The sequence below is a fragment of the Bartonella queenslandensis genome, from assembly GCF_018155095.1.
In the GTDB taxonomy this organism is placed as follows: Bacteria; Pseudomonadota; Alphaproteobacteria; order Rhizobiales; family Rhizobiaceae; genus Bartonella; species Bartonella queenslandensis_B.
In genome coordinates, this window is sequence record NZ_NAAI01000005.1 from 68,327 (window position 1) to 90,479 (window position 22,153).

A 22,153-nucleotide genomic window follows, 5' to 3' on the forward strand; every position below is an offset into this window, starting at 1 on the left:
AGTGAAATTATGAAAATTGCTCTTTACGCAGGTTCCTTTGATCCTCTTACAAACGGTCATCTTGATGTTTTGAAAGGGTGTTTTGTGTTAGCTGATAAGGTGGTTGTTGCTATAGGTATACAAGCTAATAAAAAGACACTCTTTAGCTTTGAAGAGCGTGTTGGCTTCATTACACAGATAGGGAAAGACTTGCTCGGTGCAGATTTTAATCGGTTGCAGGTTCTTTCATTCAACAATCTTCTCATTGAGAAGGCGCGTGAAGTTGGTGCTTCATTTCTCATTCGTGGATTGCGTGATGGTACTGATCTTGATTATGAAATGCAAATGGCAGGAATGAATGGCATTATGGCTCCTGAATTGCAAACTGTTTTTTTGCCGGCAAGCGTTTCTGGACGTGCGATAACGTCTACATTGGTTCGTCAAATTGCCTCTATGGGAGGGGATGTGACACCATTTGTTCCGCCCAATATTGCACAAGCTTTGCGCTCGAAATTTCAGTCTTTAGGGGAAAAACATTGTGTCTCGTAGAATTTTTGCTGTTTTGATATGTGCTTTTTGTTTTTTTTCATTGCGTGCTATCGCTGATAATTCTAGCTCAGTAAGCTCAGACAATGATGCAAATCTTCTTATTTTATCTCTCAAAGATGGTGATGTGATTATTCGTTTGCTTCCTGATTTAGCACCAAAACATGTTGCGCAAATCAAAAAACTAACAGAAGAGGGAGCTTATAATAATGTTGTCTTTCATCGCGTTATTCCTGGTTTTATGGCACAAACTGGTGATGTAAAGTTTGGAAAAAAAGGTGGTAGAGATTTTGATCTGAAACGCGTTGGTATGGGAGGTTCAAATTATCCCAATATACCGGCTGAGTTTTCAAAGCAGCCTTTTAAGCGTGGTACTGTTGGGATGGCACGTTCACAAGATCCAGATTCCGCGAATTCTCAATTTTTCATTTGTTTTGGCGATGCTCCTTTTTTAAATGGTCAGTATACGGTTATTGGAGAGGTTATAAAGGGAATGGATGTTGTTGATAAAATTAAAAAAGGGACCGCAAGTAATAATGGATCTGTAACAAATCCTGATGTTATTCATGCTGCTACCTTACAAATCGAGAGATAAACCAAAGGAGTTTTCCATATGGCTGAGAATAAAAATCCAGAGAATACCTTAATTCTTGAGACAACGAAGGGCAGAGTTGTTATTGAGCTTTTTGCTGATTTAGCGCCTTATCATGTTGCACGTATTAAAGAACTTGTCCGTGAAGGTGCTTATGATAATGTTATTTTTCATCGTGTTATTGATGGTTTTATGGCTCAGACTGGGGATGTGCAATTTGGAAAAAAGGATAGTGAGAAATTCAATTTATCACGTGCGGGGATGGGAGGTTCAGAAAAACCAAATTTAACAGCAGAGTTTTCAAATCTTTCTCATAAGCGTGGTACAGTTTCTATGGCACGGAGTCAGAATCCAAATTCTGCTAACTCTCAGTTTTTTATTTGTTTTGCAGATGCTCCGTGGCTTGATCGTCAATACTCCATATGGGGGCAGGTCGTTGAGGGTATGGAAAATGTTGATAAAATTAAACGTGGTGAACCTGTTGCAGATCCTGATGCAATTACCAAAGCTGTTATTGCTGCGGATGAAAAATAGTATAAATCATACGCATTTCAATCGTAAATTGCTAAAAGGAAAACCTCTTTTCTGATCAATAAAGGCATATGAAACTATTTTGTAATATCATGCTTACCTTTCATATTTTCGAGACAAAAATTCTCCATTATTCCCTTCAATCTGATCTTCACGAATATGACGTGAAGGTTAGTAAAGGCAGCTGTCAGGATAAGAAAACGTCAAGCCATTTCTGTTAGAGTTGTTGTTTTGCAAAGTGTTTTATAAAAAGACGGCACTTCTCTTCGTTTCATTACCGGTTTCTTAATGGTTTTATGATGCTACTTTCCTGAAAAGGTATGTGCTTTTATTGCTGCTTGTATATCAACATCAATCTTCATGCGTCAGCATGATTGAAACACATATTGAGACGGATAAGAGCTAGGGAAGTGCCGTCATACAATTTTTCAGCTTAATATTATATAGTAGAGCCTTTGGTTGGGTTCTTCATAAAAAGCGTTTTTATTGTTTGATTGAATGAATTATCTTTTGTGTCTGTTCTTTTAAAAAGATTGATAAATCTACCTATGTGACGATATAAAATGAAGTTGTGTAATAAATTGTTGCACTGATGTGGACTGTATATAAGTTGGAGAGTTCTGTATTTTGAACGTTATATTGTACGAATGTATTTGCAAGATATTAAAAATAAAAAATATGATCTTTTCTATTTTCAAATAAAATGTTGCAAAGATAGGGGAATAAAAAAACTCTGAATAATTTTATAGATAAGTCGCATTATATACCAATATATTGGTTTATAATGGTAATTTATTGTTTTGTACATTAAAGGAGAGCTCTAAATATTGTAAGCTTCTCTTATTCAACCCTTTTAGTATTGATTTTTTCTCCACTTTATAGGGGGGCCTGCGCGTATCAGTTTGTATAAATAGTTCTCTTTCTCATGGTGGGGGATATCAGCTGAGTATTGATTGAGAGTGAATTAATCACGATCATTCTTTTGGTATGCCACAAGTGGGATTGGTGTATAGAAAAACGATGGGAATAAAAATGCCTCTTATGAATGTTCTTAAGTGCTAAGAGCGATATTGAGAGCATCTATAATGATGGTGCTAATTTGCATTTTTGTTAAGCGTGAGGATGGCTTTTCCCAAAATAAGAGTGCAGAATACTGGAAGTTGTACAATGTCATTAAAATTTTCTTCTATTCGTACAAAATTATTGCTTATGAAAGTATGTAAAGATGAGGTTATTGGGATAAGAATTTCACGGTTCTTTTAAGGCTTTGGTATGTTAAGTCTCGATCTTCTCGAGGTATGATATTTTTGTTATTTTCTGAAGCTAGATTCTTTCTTTATTATGGTGATTTCTTCACAACAAATGTTCTTTTATCTCGTTTAATTTTTTATGCTGGTTACAATGTCGATCGAATCAATAATTAATTCATGACGTTTATGACAATACTCGTAAGGGAGATATCTTTTTCTCTTCTATAGAGGTATGCGTTGGTGGAAGCAAAAAGACGAGAGTGATGATAAAGACATTTCACTATAGAAAAATTGCTCAAGATGGGTATGCGCGTCGAGGTGAAATTATTACCGGACGGGGATGTGTTCGTACACCTGCTTTTATGCCTGTTGGAACAGCAGGAACCGTTAAAGCTATGTATATGGACCAAATACGTGATCTTGGAGCTGATATCATTTTGGGGAATACTTATCATTTAATGTTACGTCCAGGAGCTGAACGTGTTGCGCGTTTGGGGGGATTACATGAATTTTCACGTTGGAATGGACCTATTTTAACCGATTCTGGTGGTTTTCAGGTTATGTCATTGGCGGGCATCCGAAAAATTACCGAAAAAGGTGTAATTTTTCGCTCTTACATTAATGGAGCCTACTATGAAATGAGTCCAGAGCGTTCTATCGAAATTCAAGGACTTCTTGATGCAGATATCCAGATGCAGTTGGATCAATGTATTGCATTACCGGCCACTGAAAAAGAGATGGAAGAAGCCATGGAACTTTCATTGCGGTGGGCACAACGGTGTAAAACAGCTTTTGGAAATCAGCCAGATAAAGCATTGTTTGGGATTGTTCAAGGTGGTGATAATATGAAACTGCGTGAACGTTCTGCTCGAGCGTTAAAAGAAATGGATTTAAAGGGTTATGCGATTGGAGGGCTTGCTGTTGGTGAGCCGCAGAGTGTTATGACAGCAGTGTTGGATGCTACTTGTCCGATCTTGCCAGAAGATAAACCACGTTACCTTATGGGAGTGGGAACACCCGATGATATTTTAAAAAGTGTTGCACGCGGTATTGATATGTTTGATTGTGTTATGCCAACGCGTGCAGGGCGTCATGGTTTAGCTTTTACGCGCTTTGGTAGAATTAATTTGCGTAATACACGTTATGCAGAAGATCCTCATCCTCTTGATCCACAGTCACTTTGTCCGGCGGCAAATGATTATAGTTGTGCTTATTTGCATCATTTGATCAAATCTGGTGAATCTCTTGGTGGTATGTTGTTGACTTGGAATAATCTTTTTTATTACCAACAACTGATGCAAGGAATTCGTGATGCCATTGAAGAAGGCTGTTATGCTGATTTTTGCACTGAAACGCGCGCTCTGTGGGCACAAGGACGCTAAAACACTCCTCATCTAATAGTGTGTTTTTTTACTTACAAATTTTACGCAAAAATGGAATTATAAATACCTTCCCAAAATATAAAGTTGCACTATCTTAAAACATCAAGGTGCACTTTTATGGGGCACATATTCTTTTTGTAATTATCATACAAAACAGAAACTGTTACTCCGGTACGCGCTACCTGATCCGGAGAAAAACAGTTTATTTCTGTTTCGGATCACTGTTTAAAGCAACAATGTTAATGAGGCGTTAGCGAACTCTTAAAGAAGTATGAAAATTGTATTTTTATGGGCTCATTTGCGTTTTTTATTGGGAAAGGTAAAAAATGTGTTACATGCAGCAGAACAGGTAAATTTTTAGAAACTTAAAAGAAAAATAAAATAATATTTAAAAGAGTATAATTTTAAATATTATAAAATATTGATAAGTATTTTTTTATTCTTTATTTATAAACTTTATACAATAATTAATATTATAGTACGTAAACACTTTAACATTTATAGATAATGTATTCAATAAAAAACTATCTTATATTTTTCCTCTATGAGATGAAATAGGAGGAATAATTCTAAAATATGATTATTTATCCAATGGAGAATTCGAGCACTATTATCATGAGAATAAAAAACTCTGCAGTAATGCATAAGGATGGCGTACTCATTGAAATTATCGCTTATCGATTTGGAAGGGGGGGATTCAGGTAATAAAAACGAAGAAACAATAAATTGGGAAGAAGTTTTATACTTGTATCAAGATAATGATGAGATATTGTTCACTTGTTTTGAATGTACTCTTTGATAAATTTTAAAGTTGTTTATAGTCGTGTGGTATATCTTTCTAAATTAAAGATTTTAGAATAAAATTAAAACTATTGAAAACAGAAGAAAAAATTTATTATCTGGTTGGGCTCATAAAAATAGTTAAATACATCTATAATCTATAACCGTTAGGTTTTTAAAAGGTCTTCCATTAAAGAATTTTACTTAAAACTCCATAAAATGCTTATATATCAGAATGTTTCTAAAACTTTATTGGGGATGATTTAGCGTGCGTGTAACAATGTTTTGAATTTTTATTTTTACGTATTACAGATGTCTATAGCTAAAACTTTTCTCCAGAAGTGATAACATGAAGGATTCTCATCAACAAAACATTCTTGCATTGGAGATTGATTCGAGAATACGGCGTTTAGCAATTTTAGCTCTTGCAGTGGGGAGTTTTGCTATTGGGACTGCAGAGTTTGTTGCAATGGGACTCTTGCCAGAGATGGCACGAAGTTCATATGTTGATATTTCTACTGCGGGTCAATATATTTCTGCTTATGCATTAGGGGTTGTGATTGGAGCACCTCTTTTAGCTGTTGCAACAGCTCAGATATCGCGCAAAACTGTTTTAATAGGGTTGATGTTTTTTTATGCTTTAGCAAATATTTCTAGTGCTTTTTTTTCTGATTTTAGCATATTAGTTGCATTACGTTTTCTTAGTGGTCTTCCCCATGGAATCTATTTCGGACTTGCGGCTATGGTTGCCGCTTCAATGGTGAAAACGAATGAACGTTCTAAAGCTGTTGGGTCTGTTATGCTTGGCTTAACGATTGCAACTGTTTTGGGAGCACCAGGGGCTACTTGGGTTGGTCAACTTATTGGTTGGCAGATTGCTTTTATCCTTGTGGGTATGATTGCTTTATTGTGTTGTTTGCTTATTTGGAATTTTTTACCTTGCGATTCAAGGACCTTAAGAACGAGTCCTTTACATGAAATGGGAGCATTAAAACAAAAGCAGGTGTGGATTCTTTTGGCAATGGTTTCGGTGGGAGCGTCAGGATTATTTTCTGTTTTCACTTATATTAAGTCAACACTCATGCATATTTCTGGTGTTTCGCTTGAGTGGGTGCCTTTTATCATGCCCTTAGTGGGATTGGGGATGGTTGTAGGAAATCTCTTGGGGCCTAAATTGGCTATTAAAATAGGCATTTCACCGATGATATTTTTTTCTATGCTTTGGAGCGTATTTGTTTTTTTTCTTTTTTTCTTTTTATCCTATGCTCCGTTAACAGCTGCAATAGGGTGCTTTTTGGTGGGAACTTCTTTTGCTGCTATGCCTTCTATACAAACAAAAATTATGGATGTTGCACTACAGGGACAGATTTTGGCAGGAGCATTAATGCAGTCTGCTTTTAATATTGCCAACGCTCTTGGTGCAGAAGCTGGAGCATTGGTTTTAAAATTGGGCTATAGTTATGAATATACAGCTGTTTTAGGGAGTGTTCTAACTTTGTGTGGATTAATGGTTTTTTGCATCTCATGGTCTATGGAGAAGCATGCTTAATATTTTTCTTATTTTGAATAAAGAAGGAATCTTTATAATTTTTTAGTTATTGGAATATCCTGTTGGATTTTTTAATATGCAGTAAGAAATGCGTAGCGCTAATGGAATAGCAAGGCAAAATAAAAGTCCCATGAGCACTATAAGAAGAGTTTTTGCTGCTAAGATCATTCCTATTGTTCCTCCAGGATTAAAGAGGCCAGCAAGATTGGTGATGACTCCCGCTAGAGTTGCACTTAAAGCCGCTGAAAATAGTTGTACAGAGGTAAGGGATTCACTGGCACGGAGAGCATCTTCATCATTTGCACATTGTAAGATCCTAGTGAGCAAATGGGGCCATGCTATGCCTGCACTAATCCCAATAGAAAATAGTGTTAAGCAAATAATAAAAATATATTGAAGGGTGGAAACTTCTGTTGGAATGAGCCATAAAAGAATAGTGATGCCTAACAGTTTTAATAAGGGGGAATATACGATGATGTTGCGAATTTTTTTTGTAGAGATACCAACACTTGAGAGGGCTCCACATGTCCATCCTAAGCTCATAAGTGCCGCTATATAACCAGCAATAAGTGGAGCTTGCCCATGAAGCTCTTGAAGAAAGAGTGGAAAATAAAGTTCCATACTATATACAACGGTTGTCATAACCAGTATCAATGCATAGACAGGAAAAATTTCAGAAGAAAAAGAAAAGGTTTTGTGTGGCAACATAGGATGAAGGGACGATGATTCGATTTTTGCTAGAACCAAGAGAAGACTAAATCCGATAACAAGCCCACAAATTTTTGCCATCGTCGACTCCATAGCCCCTCCAACAGAAATGATAAAAATCAATAAGGTGAGTGTGAGAAGTTGGAGAAGAGGGAGAGGGGATGTTGGGACATCGTTTTCATTCTTTTTGGGTAAAAATTTAAAGGCGATGAGTGAGAAGAATATAGCTAATACACCAATGATCCAAAAGGATGCGCGCCATAGGCCATAATATACAGAAAGCCCCCCGATCGCTGGTCCTAACAAGGTTGATATTCCCCACATTCCGGAAATAATACTTAATGCGTGTGACCATAAAGATGGGCTGAAAACGATACGTACCATAGAATAGGATAGGGATAACAAAGAACCACTTCCAAATCCTTGAATAAAGCGTCCTATTAAAAATAATGGCATAGAGGAAGAAATGCTGCACAGAAAAGTTCCTAGGGTAAAGATAAGTCCAGAGATAACATAAGCGTTGCGAGGACCTAATTTCCCTAATATTTTCGTTGCAAGTGAGGTCCCCACGAGTGAAGCTGTAATGAAGACAGTCGCTACCCAAGAATAATATGTTTCACTCCCAATATGATTCATAAGAGAGGGCAAAATAGTAATAACAATATAAACATTGGTGGCATGCAAAACCACCCCGCCCATAAACGTCAAAAAGCAAGGACCATTTTTACCCAATAAAAGCGCAGACCAGCTTTGTTTTTTCACTATTTTGCTATTTAATAAAAACTTATCCTTTTCTTTACTTATAAGGCAGTTCTTTAAATTTTCCAAGAGAAATTCAAAGCTCTAAATAGAGCTTTGAATTTTAATTTAAGTAATAACTTAATTATCCATTGCCTTTTTGAGATTTTCATCAATTTTATCAAGAAAACCTGTTGTAGAAAGCCATTTTTGTTTGGGGCCAATCAAAAGTGCGAGATCTTTAGTCATAAAACCTTCTTCGACGGTTTTAATACAAACTTCTTCCAATGTTTTAGCAAAGCTTTTTAATTTCTCATTGTTATCTAGTTTAGCACGGTGCGCTAATCCACGTGTCCACGCAAAAATAGAGGCAATGGAATTTGTTGATGTTTCCTCACCTTTTTGATGCTGACGATAATGGCGTGTTACGGTGCCGTGTGCGGCCTCTGCTTCAACAATTTTACCGTCTGGTGTCATGAGAACGGAAGTCATGAGACCAAGAGAACCAAAGCCTTGGGCAACAATATCAGATTGAACATCACCATCATAGTTTTTACATGCCCATACGTATCCACCAGACCACTTTAATGCAGAAGCAACCATATCATCAATGAGACGGTGTTCGTAATATAATTGACGGTTTTCAAATTCATCTTTGAATTCCGTATCAAATATCTCTTGAAAGATATCTTTAAAACGACCATCGTAAGTTTTTAGAATGGTATTTTTTGTTGAAAGATAAACCGGAACATTCCGCTGGAGTCCATAATTAAAAGATGCACGGGCAAAATCACGAATTGACTCATCAAGATTATACATCGCCATGGCAACTCCTGCGCTTGGGGCATCAAAAACATCATGCTCAATAACTTGATTATCATCACTGACAAATTTAATACTTAATTTTCCTTTGCCTGGGAATTTAAAATCTGTTGCCTTATACTGATCACCGAAAGCGTGACGTCCGATAATAATTGGTTTTGTCCAGTTAGGAACAAGGCGGGGGACATTTTTACAGATAATAGGTTCCCGAAAAATAACTCCTCCTAAAATATTGCGGATGGTACCATTGGGTGATTTCCACATTTTTTTTAGGTTAAATTCTTTAACACGTGCTTCATCAGGCGTGATGGTAGCACACTTTATACCAACCCCATATTTTTTGATAGCATTGGCAGAATCGATCGTTACCTGATCATTGGTTGCATCACGGTTTTCGACGGAAAGATCATAATATTTGAGATCAATGTCGAGATAAGGATGGATTAATTTATCTTTGATATATTTCCAGATGATACGGGTCATTTCATCCCCATCGAGTTCAACAACGGGGTTTTCTACTTTGATCTTTGCCATTAGAAGTCCTTTTTCTTTTAAGTGATATTACTTTATAGCACTTTCGGGTTTATAATGAAAAGTAAAAACAAGGGAAAAAGGGCATGTGGATATGGATGTTAGAATATATGATCAATAGAGTGTAAAATTGTATTGAAGCGTTTAATTCTTGAAAAGAAGTGATGTGTTTACAAACCTATAATCATTATATAACTGATAAAAAGTTCAATTAATCGATAAAGTGAGTAGATTACTAGGGGACAGAGGGATATTTTTATTATCAAAGTTTTCATTTAATTATTTTGATAAGTTGATTCTATTCTAAATTATGGTTTCTTGCGTTGTTTTCTGGCGTGAGGAAACATCTATTTTTCTATCGCCATTCGCCCTTTGATTCTAAAATTACAGCCTGTTTGTTTATAGAGAAATTTAATATGATACAAAGGTCCTGTAATGAGGAATGATTCATCTAAAATGCTGCTTTTGAAGCCAATTTCAGTTTTGAAGATTGAAAGAAATGCATAAAAGATGCAGCTGGTTTTAATTTAAAAATTCACAATACACGCATGAATACAGTTTACAAATTCGCTTTATAACAAGATAGAGTTCTCTAATTTATTATCATTAACTGTGCATAATAAAGCGCTGTCCTTGAAATGGAAGAAATAAATTAATCATAGGACAATTCTTGCAATCTCTTTACGGAGAGATTTCTTTGAACACTCTATTCCCTCACCTTTACTTACGTACCCTGCACCTTTAAAAAATATATAAAATCAAAAGATTACGTACAGTAAAAAGAAATATGGTACGCCCAAGGGGAATCGAACCCCTGTTTCCGCCGTGAAAGGGCGATGTCCTAACCGCTAGACGATGGGCGCAAACCAATGATGAGGCTTATAGAGAGGATCTTTTTACTTCGCAAGCCCTCTGGGGCATTTTTTTTGAAAAAAGTGTGCTTTATTGAATAATTTTTGAGTGTTTTTTGTTGGGATAATTTTATTTTCTAAGATTTTTTTCAGAAAAAATGTAGAGTTATCATGAGGGATAGAAAATTTTGTGCGAACATCGTATTTAATGAATGATATTTTTTGCATATTTTATTCATTTTTGTCTCATGCATGCACATGTGAATATTCTTTAACTTGCTTGAGAGAGCTTTTATACAAGAAGGCTGCTCATTTGAGCTTATCATAAAGAAAAACCCTATAATTTATGAAGTAGAAAGCCGTATTTATGAGCAAGTTAACAAATAGTACGAATCATACAAAAGTTTTCTTTTGAAGCATAAGCCATAAATTTCTTTCACTTTCACGAAAAGAAAGTTTGTATGATAAAATGCAAAAATATTGAGGAAGATTTTGTAAAATATCTTTAAAATTGTTTTTCCTCAACTTTTTATATGACTGTAAGAAATTTAATTGCTCTTTATTTGTTCTCTTAACCTTTAGAAAGTTCTTTATTTGAAATGAATCAGCGCAGCTAAAGAGTTGATTTAGATTCTTGTCATTTCAATTCATTTATTTTTCAAAGGAGTGGCAATAAATTGAAGTAAAATATCCGATTTTTGTAAATTTATCCTCCATGCACACGCACGAGTTTTTGTTTTTTACTTTAATGTAAAATTCTGTTTTGATACAGCGTTAAGAATTTTTGCATTAAAAAGCGATAGTTTAAGCTATATAACGGTAAGAAAGAATGTGGTATTATTTACTAATCTGCTTTATTTGTTCCATTCTTTGTACATATCATATGAGAGAGTGTTTTTTATTTAATATTTGTTGATTTAGAAGAGATGTTTTTTTTCATGCTGAGTTTTCAATCTTCTTTCGCGTGTTATTGATTTTTGTTTGAGAGATTTTTTTCTATCCTTTGTTGATAGAGTTTAGTTTTTATGAGAATTTTTCTACTTTAAAAAACAAGGCAATTTTTTATGGTAACTTGCATTTATGAGTTTTATAGATTTTCGTTCTGAATGAAATTTTTTATAAAGGTTATGAAATATCTTTGAAAAAGATAAATATTTATGTTTTTAGGAAGTTTTCTTGAATAAGCGCGGATAATTCTATTAGAAAAAATAAAATGGAGAGAACAGGGGATTTCTTTTGTTCTGATGAATATCAGTATTCTTTGTGTTGAGTGGAACATCATTTAAACGATTTTTCAATAAGGATAGGGGGCAGTGGTTAGATAATGGCAGAAGCTTTAAAGGTTGGTGTTGCAGGACTTGGTACGGTTGGTACTTCAGTTGTTCAAGCTCTATATGAAAAAGCGAATAGTTTAGCTTGTCAATGTGGGAGATCCATCAAAGTCGTTGCTGTTAGTGCGCGCGATAAAGGCCGTAATCGTGGAATTGATCTCAGTAATATAAGATGGTTTGATTCACCTGTAGAGATGGCGGCCTCTGATGAGATTGACGTTTTTGTCGAGTTAATTGGTGGTGAATTAGATGTGGTGTATACCGCTGTTAAGAGAGCACTTGAGGCAGGACATCATGTTGTGACGGCTAATAAAGCTCTTCTTGCTCGACATGGAGTAGAGCTGGCTATAATTGCAGAACAAAAAGGTGTCTTTCTTCATTTTGAAGCAGCTGTAGCAGGAGGGATTCCTGTTATTAAAGCGATGAGAGAATCTCTTTCCGGTAATCATATATCGCGGATTTATGGTATTCTTAATGGAACATGCAACTATATATTAACACGTATGTTTACGGAAGGTCTTTCATTTCAAGATTGTTTAGCAGATGCACAGAGACTCGGTTATGCTGAAGCAGATCCAACTTTTGATATTGAGGGAAATGATACGGCTCATAAATTAGCTTTGTTGACAAGTTTAGCATTTGGAACAGCTGTTTCGTTAGATGATGTTTATGTTGAAGGAATTCATAATATTTCGCAAATTGATATCCGAGCGGCTGATGAATTGGGGTATCGAATTAAGCTTTTAGGGGTTGCATTAAAAACGGATTCTGGAATAGAGCAACGCGTTCATCCAACAATGGTCCCAACATCCTCAATGATTGCACAGATCAATGGTGTAACCAATGCTCTTTCTATTCAAAGTGATCTATTAGGTGAATTACTGTTTTCTGGTCCTGGTGCTGGAGGAATGGCAACAGCATCAGCCGTTATTGGTGATTTAGCTGATATAGCAAAAGCACGTTCTGGTTTTCATTATGCTCCTGTTTTAAGACGGCCAGCATTAGAACTTTCTCCTCATCAAAAAGCACGTATTTCACATCATGCTGGTGGTTATTTTATTCGTTTAAATGTTCATGATCGTGCTGGTGTTTTTGCTACGGTTGCAAGGCATATGGCTGATAATCATATTTCATTAGAGTCGATTGTTCAAAGACCTTTTGTAGAAAATCAGATTGAAAAAACGATTATTTTAATCACGCATGAAACAACAGAAGTGAATGTACGACAGGCACTCGCAGAAATTGAAAAAGATGGACATCTTGTTGCAAAATCTCAATTCATTCGTATTGAACGTATGGCAGAGAATTGATAATTTATCTTGATAAGACAAGCTTGAATGCTTTTATCTCGTGTGAAAAGTTTTTATTTTTGCCAAACGCTTTATTCTTAGTAGCTTAATAAGGACTTATATTTTTTCTGGAATTCATTTGGTAGGATTTTTTCATATGCCCACAACTCAGAAGATTTTAAATGGACTTGATCGTATTTTGACGCTTGAATTGGTACGTGTTACTGAACGTGCTGCTGTTGCTGCTGCGCGCTGGCGCGGACGTGGTGATGAAAAGGCTGCGGATCAAGCTGCTGTAGATGCAATGCGGAGGGAACTTAATCGATTGCCTATTGAGGGGACCGTGGTGATTGGTGAAGGTGAGCGGGATGAAGCACCTATGCTCTATATTGGAGAAAAAGTAGGTCTTCAAAATGGATTGGCGATTGATATTGCACTTGATCCACTCGAGGGAACGACACTTTGTGCTAAAAATCTTGCTAATTCTTTGGCAGTCGTTGCAATTGCTGAAAAGGGTAACCTTCTTTACGCTCCTGATGTTTATATGAAAAAAATTGCTATTGGTCCTGGTTATCCAAGGGGAATCGTCGATATAGACGCTCATCCTGCTGATAATATCCATGCTCTTGCAAAGGCTAAAGGAGTTGCTGTTCATCAGGTTACTGTTTGTATTATGGATAGACCACGTCATGAAAAATTGATTGATGAAGTACGAGCAACAGGAGCATCAATTCGCTTGATTGGTGATGGAGATGTTGCTGCTGTCATTGATACAACGGATTCAGAAGAAACAGGTATTGATATTTATATGGGGATTGGTGGAGCACCAGAGGGTGTTTTAGCTTCTGCTGCTTTGCGCTGTATTGGGGGACAGATGCAAGGTCGTTTGCTACTTGATACAGAAGAAAAAATTGCTCGTGCAGCTAAAATGGGGATTAGTGATCCTAATAAGGTTTATACAATGGAAGAAATGGCAAAAGGTGACGTTTTATTCTCAGCAACAGGGGTGACGGATGGTAATATGCTTTCTGGCGTTAAATTCACACCTCGCTACATTCAAACGGAAACTCTTGTAATGCGTTCCCATACGGGTACAATCCGTAGTATTAAAGCACAGCATAGAGATCATTCAAAATTTGATTAATGTTTTCCTTTTTTGTCGCTACTAAAAAATAAAGAGATTTTTAGCGAATATGTACGCTTCCATGAAGGTAATGTATTCATGGAAGCGTTTATAGATGTGAGAATATCGTTTTATTACGAGAGCTGGACAGAATGTACCCAGCCGTTTTTATCTTCTATATTTCCTTTTTGAAGATCAACCAATTGTGTCCGAAGTTGCTTTGTAACTTCTCCAATCGTTTCATTTCCAATAATAAATTCTCCTCCTTTATATCGAAAACGGCCGATTGATGTGACAACGGCAGCTGTACCACAAGCAAAGACTTCTTTAAGATGTCCATTCTTTGCATCTTCTTGAAGTGCTGCAAAAGAGTAAGGGCGCTCTTCTATCGTTAATCCCATTTGTTTTACCAACTGTAAAATTGAATGACGTGTTATTCCTGGAAGGATAGCTCCATTAAGGGGAGGGGTTACGAGTGTATTATTGTCCATAATAAAGCAGACATTCATACCGCCAAGTTCTTCAATCCATTTATGTTCAATCATATCAAGGAAGAGCACTTGGCTACAATTGTTTTCAGTTGCACTTTTTTGTGCAAGTAAGCTGGCTGCATAGTTGCCACCACATTTGGCAGCACCTGTCCCTCCTGGACCAGCACGACTATACTCTGTTTCAATCCAGACACTGACAGGTTTTTCTTCTCCTTTGAAATAGGATTCAACTGGAGAGGCTATAATACAAAAAAGATATTCTTGAGAAGGGCGAACACCCAAAAAGTTTTCATTGCCAAACATAAATGGACGGATATAGAGGCTAGCATTGGGGTGATCAGAAACCCATTTTTGATCAACTTTTACTAATTGATGAACGGCATCTAGAAAAACATCTTTTGGTAATTCTGGCATGGCTAACCGTTTTGCTGACTCTATAAACCGTTGAGCATTGGCTTCAGGACGGAAGAGCAAGATGCGTCCATCTTTTGCACGGTATGCTTTTAACCCTTCAAAAATTTCCTGTCCATAATGCAAAACGGTGCTTGCAGGGTTAATTTCTAAAGCTTTGTATTGAGAAATAACGGCGTTATGCCAGCCTTTGTCTTCAGTCCATTGAATAGTACACATATGGTCTGTAAAAAATTGACCAAAGCCGGGATTTTTTAGAATTTCTTCGCGTTTTTCTTCTGACAGAGGGAATGGGTGCTTTTCTATTTTAAAGGGAAGTGACGATATGGGAGATTTCATAAAAAAACCTTTTGAGAATGTTTTATTTTTTATTAATAAAAATAATGAGATATTTCAATCATAACTCTATTATTAGCAAATCCTTTGTGTCAATGTTTTATTGCAGAACTCAAAGGGTTTTATTCTAGAATTCAAAGGCTATGGTAATATTTTAATTTTATTCTCGGCTCTTTTTTCTGACTTTATGAAGTAAACTGGAACTTTTATCTATAATTGTCGTTTTCTCAAAATAAGTATCTGAATAATTTCATATATGCATACTTTATAGAAATTAAAGATAAGGGAATTGAGAAAAGGAATTCACTATGATTGATAAAAATTATCACACATATGAAGAACGTATGGCTGCAGAAAGAGCTTCAGAAAGAAAAGATCATGAACAGCGTGTTTCAATCGCTAAGGGTATTTTTGCTATTCTTCTTGCATTGGTTATTATCTGGTTCATTTTTGGTTTTTTAGGATCTTTTTTTGCAAAATCTCCTGAACATAGTACACATTATAATACTCCAGAAGAAAGCCAGATCATAACAACGCCCCAAAAGGATTTAAATTCACCTCCTCCTGTACCTTATACCTATAAGAGTACGCAGTGATTTTTTCGTAAGCATAATCTTTTAAATAAGACGAAAACAGACACAGATTAAAGAATAAAGTCAGCTTAAATACATAAAAAAAGATTGAGACAATTTTAATTTTTTAAGCTTTCAATAAATCATTAATTGCTCTGCATAAATGGCCGGCCCTGAAATAAATCATACAACGGTTTTAACAATCGTTGTATGATTATTTTAGCGTGTAATGAAACAACTTCCACCAGAACTTTTAATGGTTTCACAAAGAATTATAGCTTCATTACGGTTTTGCGTTTGAATACGAACACGGTAAAAGGTTCCTTTTCCTGGTATAAAAGCCTGTTGAATATTTAAAGGACGGGTACCGATAAGAAAGCCAAATTTGGATTTCATATTTTTTAAAGAATCTCTAGCTAACTCATGCGTTGGTTGAGAAGAAAGTTGCACGTAATAACCCTCTGAATTTTGTGGTGCAACTCTGTTTGGTGATGTGGGACGAAATGCGGTATGCGTTTCAGCTTCTGCATTTCTCTCTGCATGAGAAGGAATAGGAATAAATTTTTCTTCAATACTTGGGCTAGAACTATTTTCGGCGATTATTTTATCAATATTATTTTTGAGATCATGATCACTTTCTTGGTCGTTTCTATCGGAATCATGCGATGAAACAACAGACGACTCCTGAAACTCGTCAGGAATTTGATCAATGGTTTCTGCAGATTGAGCAGTAGGTTTGCTCTCTGTTTGATGCGCGGGAGCAAGTGTCACTGTACCATCTTGATTGACAATAACGGTTTGTACTTCTCGCGTTGGAATCGTATGATTGATAGCTTGTGTGACGGCACCTTCAACATCAGATTCAGTTGAAGAAGATGGTGAAATATTTGGAGATTCTTTTGGATTGAATTCCTCTAAATTTTCAGGTTGTTCAGAGTTATCAATAAGAAATTGTTGTGTATTTTCTTGTTTCTCATTTTCTTCAGTCGTTTGTTTATAGACATCTAAATTATGGGCAACATCATTTTTTGTTTCAGTTGTTTCTGGTGTGAATTTAAAAGGTGTATTATCAGCGTGGATAATGACCGTTTTTTCATTTTTCTGTGATGGCATAAAAAAATGAGAATAACCAGAAAATCCAATGGCTATTAAAATAAAAAGAAAAATACCTTTGATGAAAATTTTACCAAAAATAGGACTTTTTAAGGGAGGAGGTGCTGAGGGATGCGCAGGGATTTCATCTGATCTTGTGTAGGGCGAATGCTCACTAAAAGAGGGGGAATTATATTCCATCTTGGCAGAAGAAAAATAGTCAGCATTTTGTTCTTTAGAGTTTATAGCCCCGCCTTCTTTTGGACTCTGCATAGTTTGATGAAAAATTTCATCGAAAGATTCATTTTTCTGTTGTTTTTGAGAAAAATCATCTTTCGGAACATTTCCTACATTGAGTACATCCGCAAATTCTTCTTCCAAACCACCTTTTGGTACATCGTATTCTGGGGCTTCATACGGGACTTCTGGAACCATAATAGGACCAGTTTTTTCTACGATTTCTTCTGAAAATTTATAGGTATCAACATTGGGAGGAGGAGTATTTCTGTGTGTATAGTTATGGGCAAAAGGGCTATCTGTTTGTTTTGTATTAAGAGGTTCTGATGAGGAAAAAAACTCATCTAAATTATTGGGGTTATATGAAATTTCTTTGTTTAGGTTAGAGATATTTTCAGCCTTATTATAAGGTGGAACTTTTTCGCTATACGTTTCTTGTTGAGAGGGACTTTCTTCAAAAAAATAAGGGTAATTGGTTGTATAATCTTCTTGTGAAGATTCTTTTAAATAAGATTGTCTGTCAACGTGTGTAGAATCCAAAGAAGAAGAGAAATCATTCGTTATTTGATTTCTTGCCGTGTTCTGTCTCTCTGAAACAAGGTTGGAAGATGGGAAAAATTCATTTTCTTTTGAATAAGAGGAGACATCCATATGATCTTCTGGTGTATGATCTTTTGGGGTCCAATTTTCTTTGTCCGTTGAAACTTCATAGGCAGAGGGACGGCTTATAGCAGTATCATAGAAGTTTTGATTGTCATCATAAGTTTTTTGTATATTTGCAGTTTCAGGCCGTTGCGAGGTTGTTTTTGAAAAATGATTAGTTTGTTCAATAGGTTCTGTTTCACTTCTCTTATTTTCACGTCTTTCAGATTCATCAAAAAAGAAATTTTCTGATTCTGATTGTGAGATCAAATTACTTTTTTCAAAAAAAGGATGAGAACTTGTTACTGTCTTTTTCTGTTGAGGTAATTGATTTTTTGGGATTGGTAATGGAGAAAGTTCGTCTAAAATTTGTTCTTCATCATGACTGGTTGGTGAAGAATATTTCTCTGAAGATAAATTATTTTGTCTTGAATGGTTGAAAGAATCAGTTTGTGCAATATCTGAGGCTGTTGCGCTGCTGGTTGTATGCGAGTTCCATTGCTTTTTTTGATCATCAAACGGTAAGTTGTGTGTTAAATTATTTTTAAGTTCTTCTTCTAGAAAAGACAAATCAAAATCATCATCATAGGATGATGTTTTAGAATGAGATGCTAAACGATCTGTCTCTAAAGAGGAGTGCTCATTTTGGTTTCCGCTTTGTTTGGGCGGATTAAAAATGCGCGTAAGTCTTTCTAAAGGATCATGGGGGGCATGATCTTGTTTTGTTTCGTGCGGATTTTTGCGATCGTTATCGCTCATAGCTTTTCTCACATAATGATTTGCACTTCCGTGCAATCAATGGTTAGTTTTGATTTGTTATGTTAAAATTATAAATTTTCCCCCTCTCATGCAAGGATACATGAAAAAGTTTACCATGAAATACCTATTGTATGTATTTATAGAACTTTTTCAACGCATTTCTATCGGGGCTTCGACTCCTATAATGCTAAGTCCTGATGATAAAATATTGATAACGGCTTGTATCAATCCCAATCTTGCAAAGGATAACTCTTTATCATTAGGCTGAATAAAGCGTAAATTGAGACTTTCGCTTCCTTTATTCCAATGGGTGTGAAAGCAGGAGGCAAGATCATAAAGATAAAATGCTAATCGATGGGGCTCTTTATGAATGACGGCTTGTTCAATGATACGCGGATATTCAGAAAGTTTGCGTATTAATAATATTTCATTGTCATCGATTAGTCGATGAAGATGGGTGATCAAGATGTCATTTGAAAAACTTTCAATATGGAGCACTTCTTGTGCTTGACGAAAGACTGAGTGACAACGTGCATTTGCATATTGTACGTAAAAGATAGGGTTATCTTTTGATTGTTCTGTTACTTTTGCAAAATCAAAATCAAGAGGCGCTTCACATTTGCGGTATAGCATCATAAAACGCACTGGATCGCGACCAACTTCTTCGACAACGTCTCTTAGAGTGACAAATGATCCTGCTCTTTTTGACATGCGTACGGGTTGACCATTGCGAAAGAGTTTTACCAATTGACATAAGAAAACACTTAATTTGGCTTTATCCCCAGAAATTGCTTTTGCCATGGCTTCTAGCCGCTTTACATAGCCAGCATGGTCTGCTCCTAGAATATAAATCATTTCATCAAAATGACGATTAAATTTATCTCGGAAATAAGCAACATCCGCAGCAAAATAAGTGTAAGAACCATCAGATTTTACCAAAACACGGTCTTGGTCATCACCAACATTTGTTGAACGAAACAAAGTTTGCTCGCTTGGTTCCCAATCTTCTATATTTTGTCCCTTGGGAGGGGGAAGTTTTCCTTTGTAAATATAACCATTTAAAGTGAGATCGTTAATGGTACTACGAATAGCGCGGGCATTATCTGCGTAAAGCATTCGCTCAGAGAAAAAGATATCATGATAAATATTAAGGGCAGCCAAATCCTCGCGAATCATGGACATCATTGCATGAATCGCTCGTTCTTTCACGATGGATAAGGATTCATTTTTATCCATGGTGAGGAGTTGATCACCAAACTCTTGAGCCAACGATTGACCCAATGGTATCAAGTATTCTCCAGGATAGAGCCCTTCTGGAATTTCATTAATTTTTTGTCCAAGAGCTTCACGATAGCGCAACAGTACCGAGTGAGCGAGAACTTCAATTTGTTGACCTGCATCATTGATATAATATTCTTTCGTAATGTTATAGCCCGTAAATTGCAACAAATTGGAGAGAACATCTCCAACAACGGCTCCGCGACAGTGTCCTACATGCATGGGGCCAGTTGGATTTGCTGAGACATATTCAACATTGATGCGCTTTCCTTGTCCCATTGAGGTACGACCATAAGAAAGGCCTAGTTCAAGCATATATTTTATAGCATCTTGCCAAAATAATTTTGTAAGCTTGATGTTGATAAAACCAGGGCCGGCAACATCAATATTTTCGATGTAGGTATCATTTTTAAGCAGTTCTATGATTTTATCTGCAAGTGCACGGGGACTGAGCCCTATAGATTTTGCAAGCACCATAGCAGCATTGGTTGATAAATGACCATGGGAGGAATCACGTGGGGGATCAACGGTGATTTTTGATAAATCTAGATCTTCTCCATTTTTTCCTTTTATATCAGATAATTCAATTGATTTCTTAATTTTCTTTTCGAAGTTTTTAAAGATATTCATATTTAGCTTCCATGATGATGCCAAAAGCTATTAAACGAAATGATCTGGATGGTCAAATAAGCGATGATATTCACGTAGAGCATAGTGATCAGTCATACCTGAAAGAAAGTCCGCAATGAGACGTGCTAACTCTTGATTTTTTAAGTGCAATGCTTTTTGACACCAACTTTCAGGCATTGTATCTGGATCTTCATAATAACAATTGAATAATTTTTGTACAATACATTTTGCTGCATTGCGACGGTTTAGAATTTGTTCATGGTAATAAAGATTTTCAAATAAAAAGTTTTTTAGTTCTTTTTCGTAAACAGTCATTGACGGTGAAAAGGTAACAATGGTTTGTTTTGCTTGGTGAATATCGTTTATGCTGGTTGGTTTGAGGCGTGCTAAGTTTTTGTATGATTGTTTGATAACATCTTCGACCATGGTTGTTATTTGTCTTCGTACAAGTGTGTAACCGCGTCGTGCTTGGTCAAGGTGGGGATGCTCATCTGTTATCTCTTTTAAGATTGCTGCTGTTAGTGGAACGTGTTCAAATTGATCGAGTGTTAAAAATTGCGACCGTAAACCATCATCAATATCATGGGCATTGTATGCGATATCATCCGCAATCGCAGCACATTGTGCTTCTAGTCCTGCAAAACAATCGAGTGCAAGATCTTGCTTTGCATTGTATTGTAAAATATCGGTAGGAACCTCTTTATTCTTTGCATAAGGACCTAAAAGAGGACCGTTATGCTTTACAAGTCCTTCGAGGGTTTCCCATGTAAGGTTGAGTCCATCAAAATTTGCATAGCGCTGTTCTAGTTTTGTAACAATGCGTAAGGCTTGTGCATTATGGTCAAAGCCACCATAATGAGCCATGGCTTCATTAAGAGCATCTTCTCCTGCATGACCAAAGGGCGTGTGTCCAAAGTCGTGAACAAGGGCAATGGCTTCGGCAAGATCTTCATCAAGATACAGGGCACGGGCTAATGTTCGTGCAATTTGAGAAACCTCTATTGAATGGGTGAGGCGGGTACGATAATGGTCGCTTTCATCAGCAATAAATACTTGCGTTTTATGTTTAAGACGTCGAAATGCATTAGAATGGATAATACGATCTCTATCTCGTTGAAAAGGTGTGCGTGTGGTGCTCGTTGTTTCATGGAATAATCGACCACGGCTTGTTTGCGGATGAGCACTGTAGACGGCTCGAGATTGGTAATTGAAGTTGATCGTGCCTATATCCATTGCAAGCTGTCCATTATCATCTTAAAATTGAGAGTTGTTTATGATGAATTAAGCTCCTGTTTATAACAATAGGATACTCTTTCTTGATGGTTTAATGCAAGGATATATAAAATGAATGTGAAAATTTCAGAGGCTGCTGCTAAGCAAATTGTGCAGATACTTTTGCGTGAACCCGATAAAATCGCATTACGTATTTCTGTTGAAGGCGGTGGGTGTTCTGGTTTTTCTTATAAATATGACTTGGTTTCTGAAATGTGTAAAGATGACCTGGTTCTCAAAAAAGATGGAGCAACTGTACTTATTGATTCACTCTCACTTCCTTTCATGGAAGGCGCTGAGATTGATTTCGTGGATGATCTTATGGAGCAATCTTTTCAAATCCATAATCCTAATGCTGTTTCATCATGTGGTTGTGGTGTAAGTTTTTCAATTTGAGAGTGGGGCGTTGCGATATTGTTTCTTGAAAAAAA

Annotated in this window: 15 protein-coding genes and 1 tRNA gene; 9 read left to right on the top strand and 7 right to left on the bottom strand. The window is 36.3% G+C overall.

Translation table 11 applies throughout. The features are described from left to right. Nucleotides 1-9: 9 nt before the first annotated feature. From coaD to B5V81_RS04645, 5 genes are all read left to right on the top strand, one after another. Entirely contained in the window at nt 10-528 is a 519-nt protein-coding gene (coaD, locus tag B5V81_RS04625) for a pantetheine-phosphate adenylyltransferase (RefSeq protein WP_212112326.1), read from the top strand. Continuing rightward, on the top strand, nt 518-1,120 hold the full coding sequence (locus B5V81_RS04630) for a peptidylprolyl isomerase (RefSeq protein ID WP_212112327.1): 603 nt from the start codon (nt 518-520) through the stop codon (nt 1,118-1,120). Before coaD ends, B5V81_RS04630 begins: the two co-directional genes overlap by 11 nt. An 18-nt stretch (nt 1,121-1,138) precedes the next feature. Then, entirely contained in the window at nt 1,139-1,651 is a 513-nt protein-coding gene (locus B5V81_RS04635) for a peptidylprolyl isomerase (RefSeq protein WP_212112328.1), read from the top strand. 1,510 nt (nt 1,652-3,161) lie between these two features. Continuing rightward, a complete protein-coding gene (gene tgt, locus B5V81_RS04640) occupies nt 3,162-4,280 on the top strand; it encodes a tRNA guanosine(34) transglycosylase Tgt (RefSeq protein ID WP_212112329.1) in 1,119 nt (372 codons plus the stop codon). Between the two features lie 1,129 nt (nt 4,281-5,409). Beyond that, nucleotides 5,410-6,609, top strand: a complete 1,200-nt coding sequence (locus tag B5V81_RS04645; RefSeq protein WP_212112330.1) for an MFS transporter — start codon at nt 5,410-5,412, stop codon at nt 6,607-6,609. A 42-nt stretch (nt 6,610-6,651) separates the two neighbouring features. On the opposite strand, the gene B5V81_RS04650 is transcribed toward B5V81_RS04645, so the two are convergent. The 3 genes from B5V81_RS04650 to B5V81_RS04660 all read right to left on the bottom strand — a co-directional run bounded on the left by B5V81_RS04650 (nt 6,652) and on the right by B5V81_RS04660 (nt 10,271). Next, complete coding sequence (locus tag B5V81_RS04650) at nt 6,652-8,079, bottom strand: MFS transporter (protein ID WP_212112331.1); 1,428 nt, start codon at nt 8,077-8,079, stop codon at nt 6,652-6,654. 117 nt (nt 8,080-8,196) lie between these two features. Continuing rightward, nucleotides 8,197-9,411: an NADP-dependent isocitrate dehydrogenase gene (locus B5V81_RS04655; RefSeq protein ID WP_212112332.1), complete on the bottom strand. Its 1,215-nt coding sequence runs from the start codon at nt 9,409-9,411 to the stop codon at nt 8,197-8,199. A gap of 785 nt (nt 9,412-10,196) precedes the next feature. Then, a tRNA-Glu gene (locus B5V81_RS04660) sits at nt 10,197-10,271 on the bottom strand. A gap of 1,312 nt (nt 10,272-11,583) precedes the next feature. Between B5V81_RS04660 and B5V81_RS04665 the strand changes: the two genes are divergently transcribed. Both B5V81_RS04665 and glpX read left to right on the top strand, forming a co-directional pair. Further along, on the top strand, nt 11,584-12,900 hold the full coding sequence (locus B5V81_RS04665) for a homoserine dehydrogenase (protein WP_212112333.1): 1,317 nt from the start codon (nt 11,584-11,586) through the stop codon (nt 12,898-12,900). Nucleotides 12,901-13,036: 136 nt separating this feature from the next. Further along, nucleotides 13,037-14,023: a class II fructose-bisphosphatase gene (glpX, locus tag B5V81_RS04670; RefSeq protein ID WP_212112334.1), complete on the top strand. Its 987-nt coding sequence runs from the start codon at nt 13,037-13,039 to the stop codon at nt 14,021-14,023. A 113-nt stretch (nt 14,024-14,136) separates the two neighbouring features. Here the strand turns inward: glpX and B5V81_RS04675 are convergent, their stop codons facing one another. Further along, entirely contained in the window at nt 14,137-15,243 is a 1,107-nt protein-coding gene (locus B5V81_RS04675; RefSeq protein WP_212112335.1) for a branched-chain amino acid aminotransferase, read from the bottom strand. Between the two features lie 305 nt (nt 15,244-15,548). Between B5V81_RS04675 and B5V81_RS04680 the strand changes: the two genes are divergently transcribed. Continuing rightward, on the top strand, nt 15,549-15,836 hold the full coding sequence (locus tag B5V81_RS04680) for a hypothetical protein (RefSeq protein WP_212112336.1): 288 nt from the start codon (nt 15,549-15,551) through the stop codon (nt 15,834-15,836). Nucleotides 15,837-16,031: 195 nt separating this feature from the next. Here the strand turns inward: B5V81_RS04680 and B5V81_RS04685 are convergent, their stop codons facing one another. From B5V81_RS04685 to B5V81_RS04695, 3 genes are all read right to left on the bottom strand, one after another. Then, nucleotides 16,032-18,542 carry an SPOR domain-containing protein gene (locus tag B5V81_RS04685; protein WP_212112337.1) on the bottom strand — a complete coding sequence of 837 codons (2,511 nt, stop codon included), beginning with the start codon at nt 18,540-18,542 and terminating at the stop codon, nt 16,032-16,034. Between the two features lie 150 nt (nt 18,543-18,692). Continuing rightward, entirely contained in the window at nt 18,693-20,450 is a 1,758-nt protein-coding gene (argS, locus tag B5V81_RS04690; RefSeq protein WP_212112338.1) for an arginine--tRNA ligase, read from the bottom strand. A 30-nt stretch (nt 20,451-20,480) separates the two neighbouring features. Then, a complete protein-coding gene (locus tag B5V81_RS04695) occupies nt 20,481-21,683 on the bottom strand; it encodes a deoxyguanosinetriphosphate triphosphohydrolase (RefSeq protein ID WP_212112339.1) in 1,203 nt (400 codons plus the stop codon). Between the two features lie 111 nt (nt 21,684-21,794). On the opposite strand from B5V81_RS04695, the gene B5V81_RS04700 reads away from it, so the two are divergent. Further along, complete coding sequence (locus B5V81_RS04700; protein WP_212112340.1) at nt 21,795-22,118, top strand: HesB/IscA family protein; 324 nt, start codon at nt 21,795-21,797, stop codon at nt 22,116-22,118. The last annotated feature ends 35 nt before the right edge of the window (nt 22,119-22,153 follow it).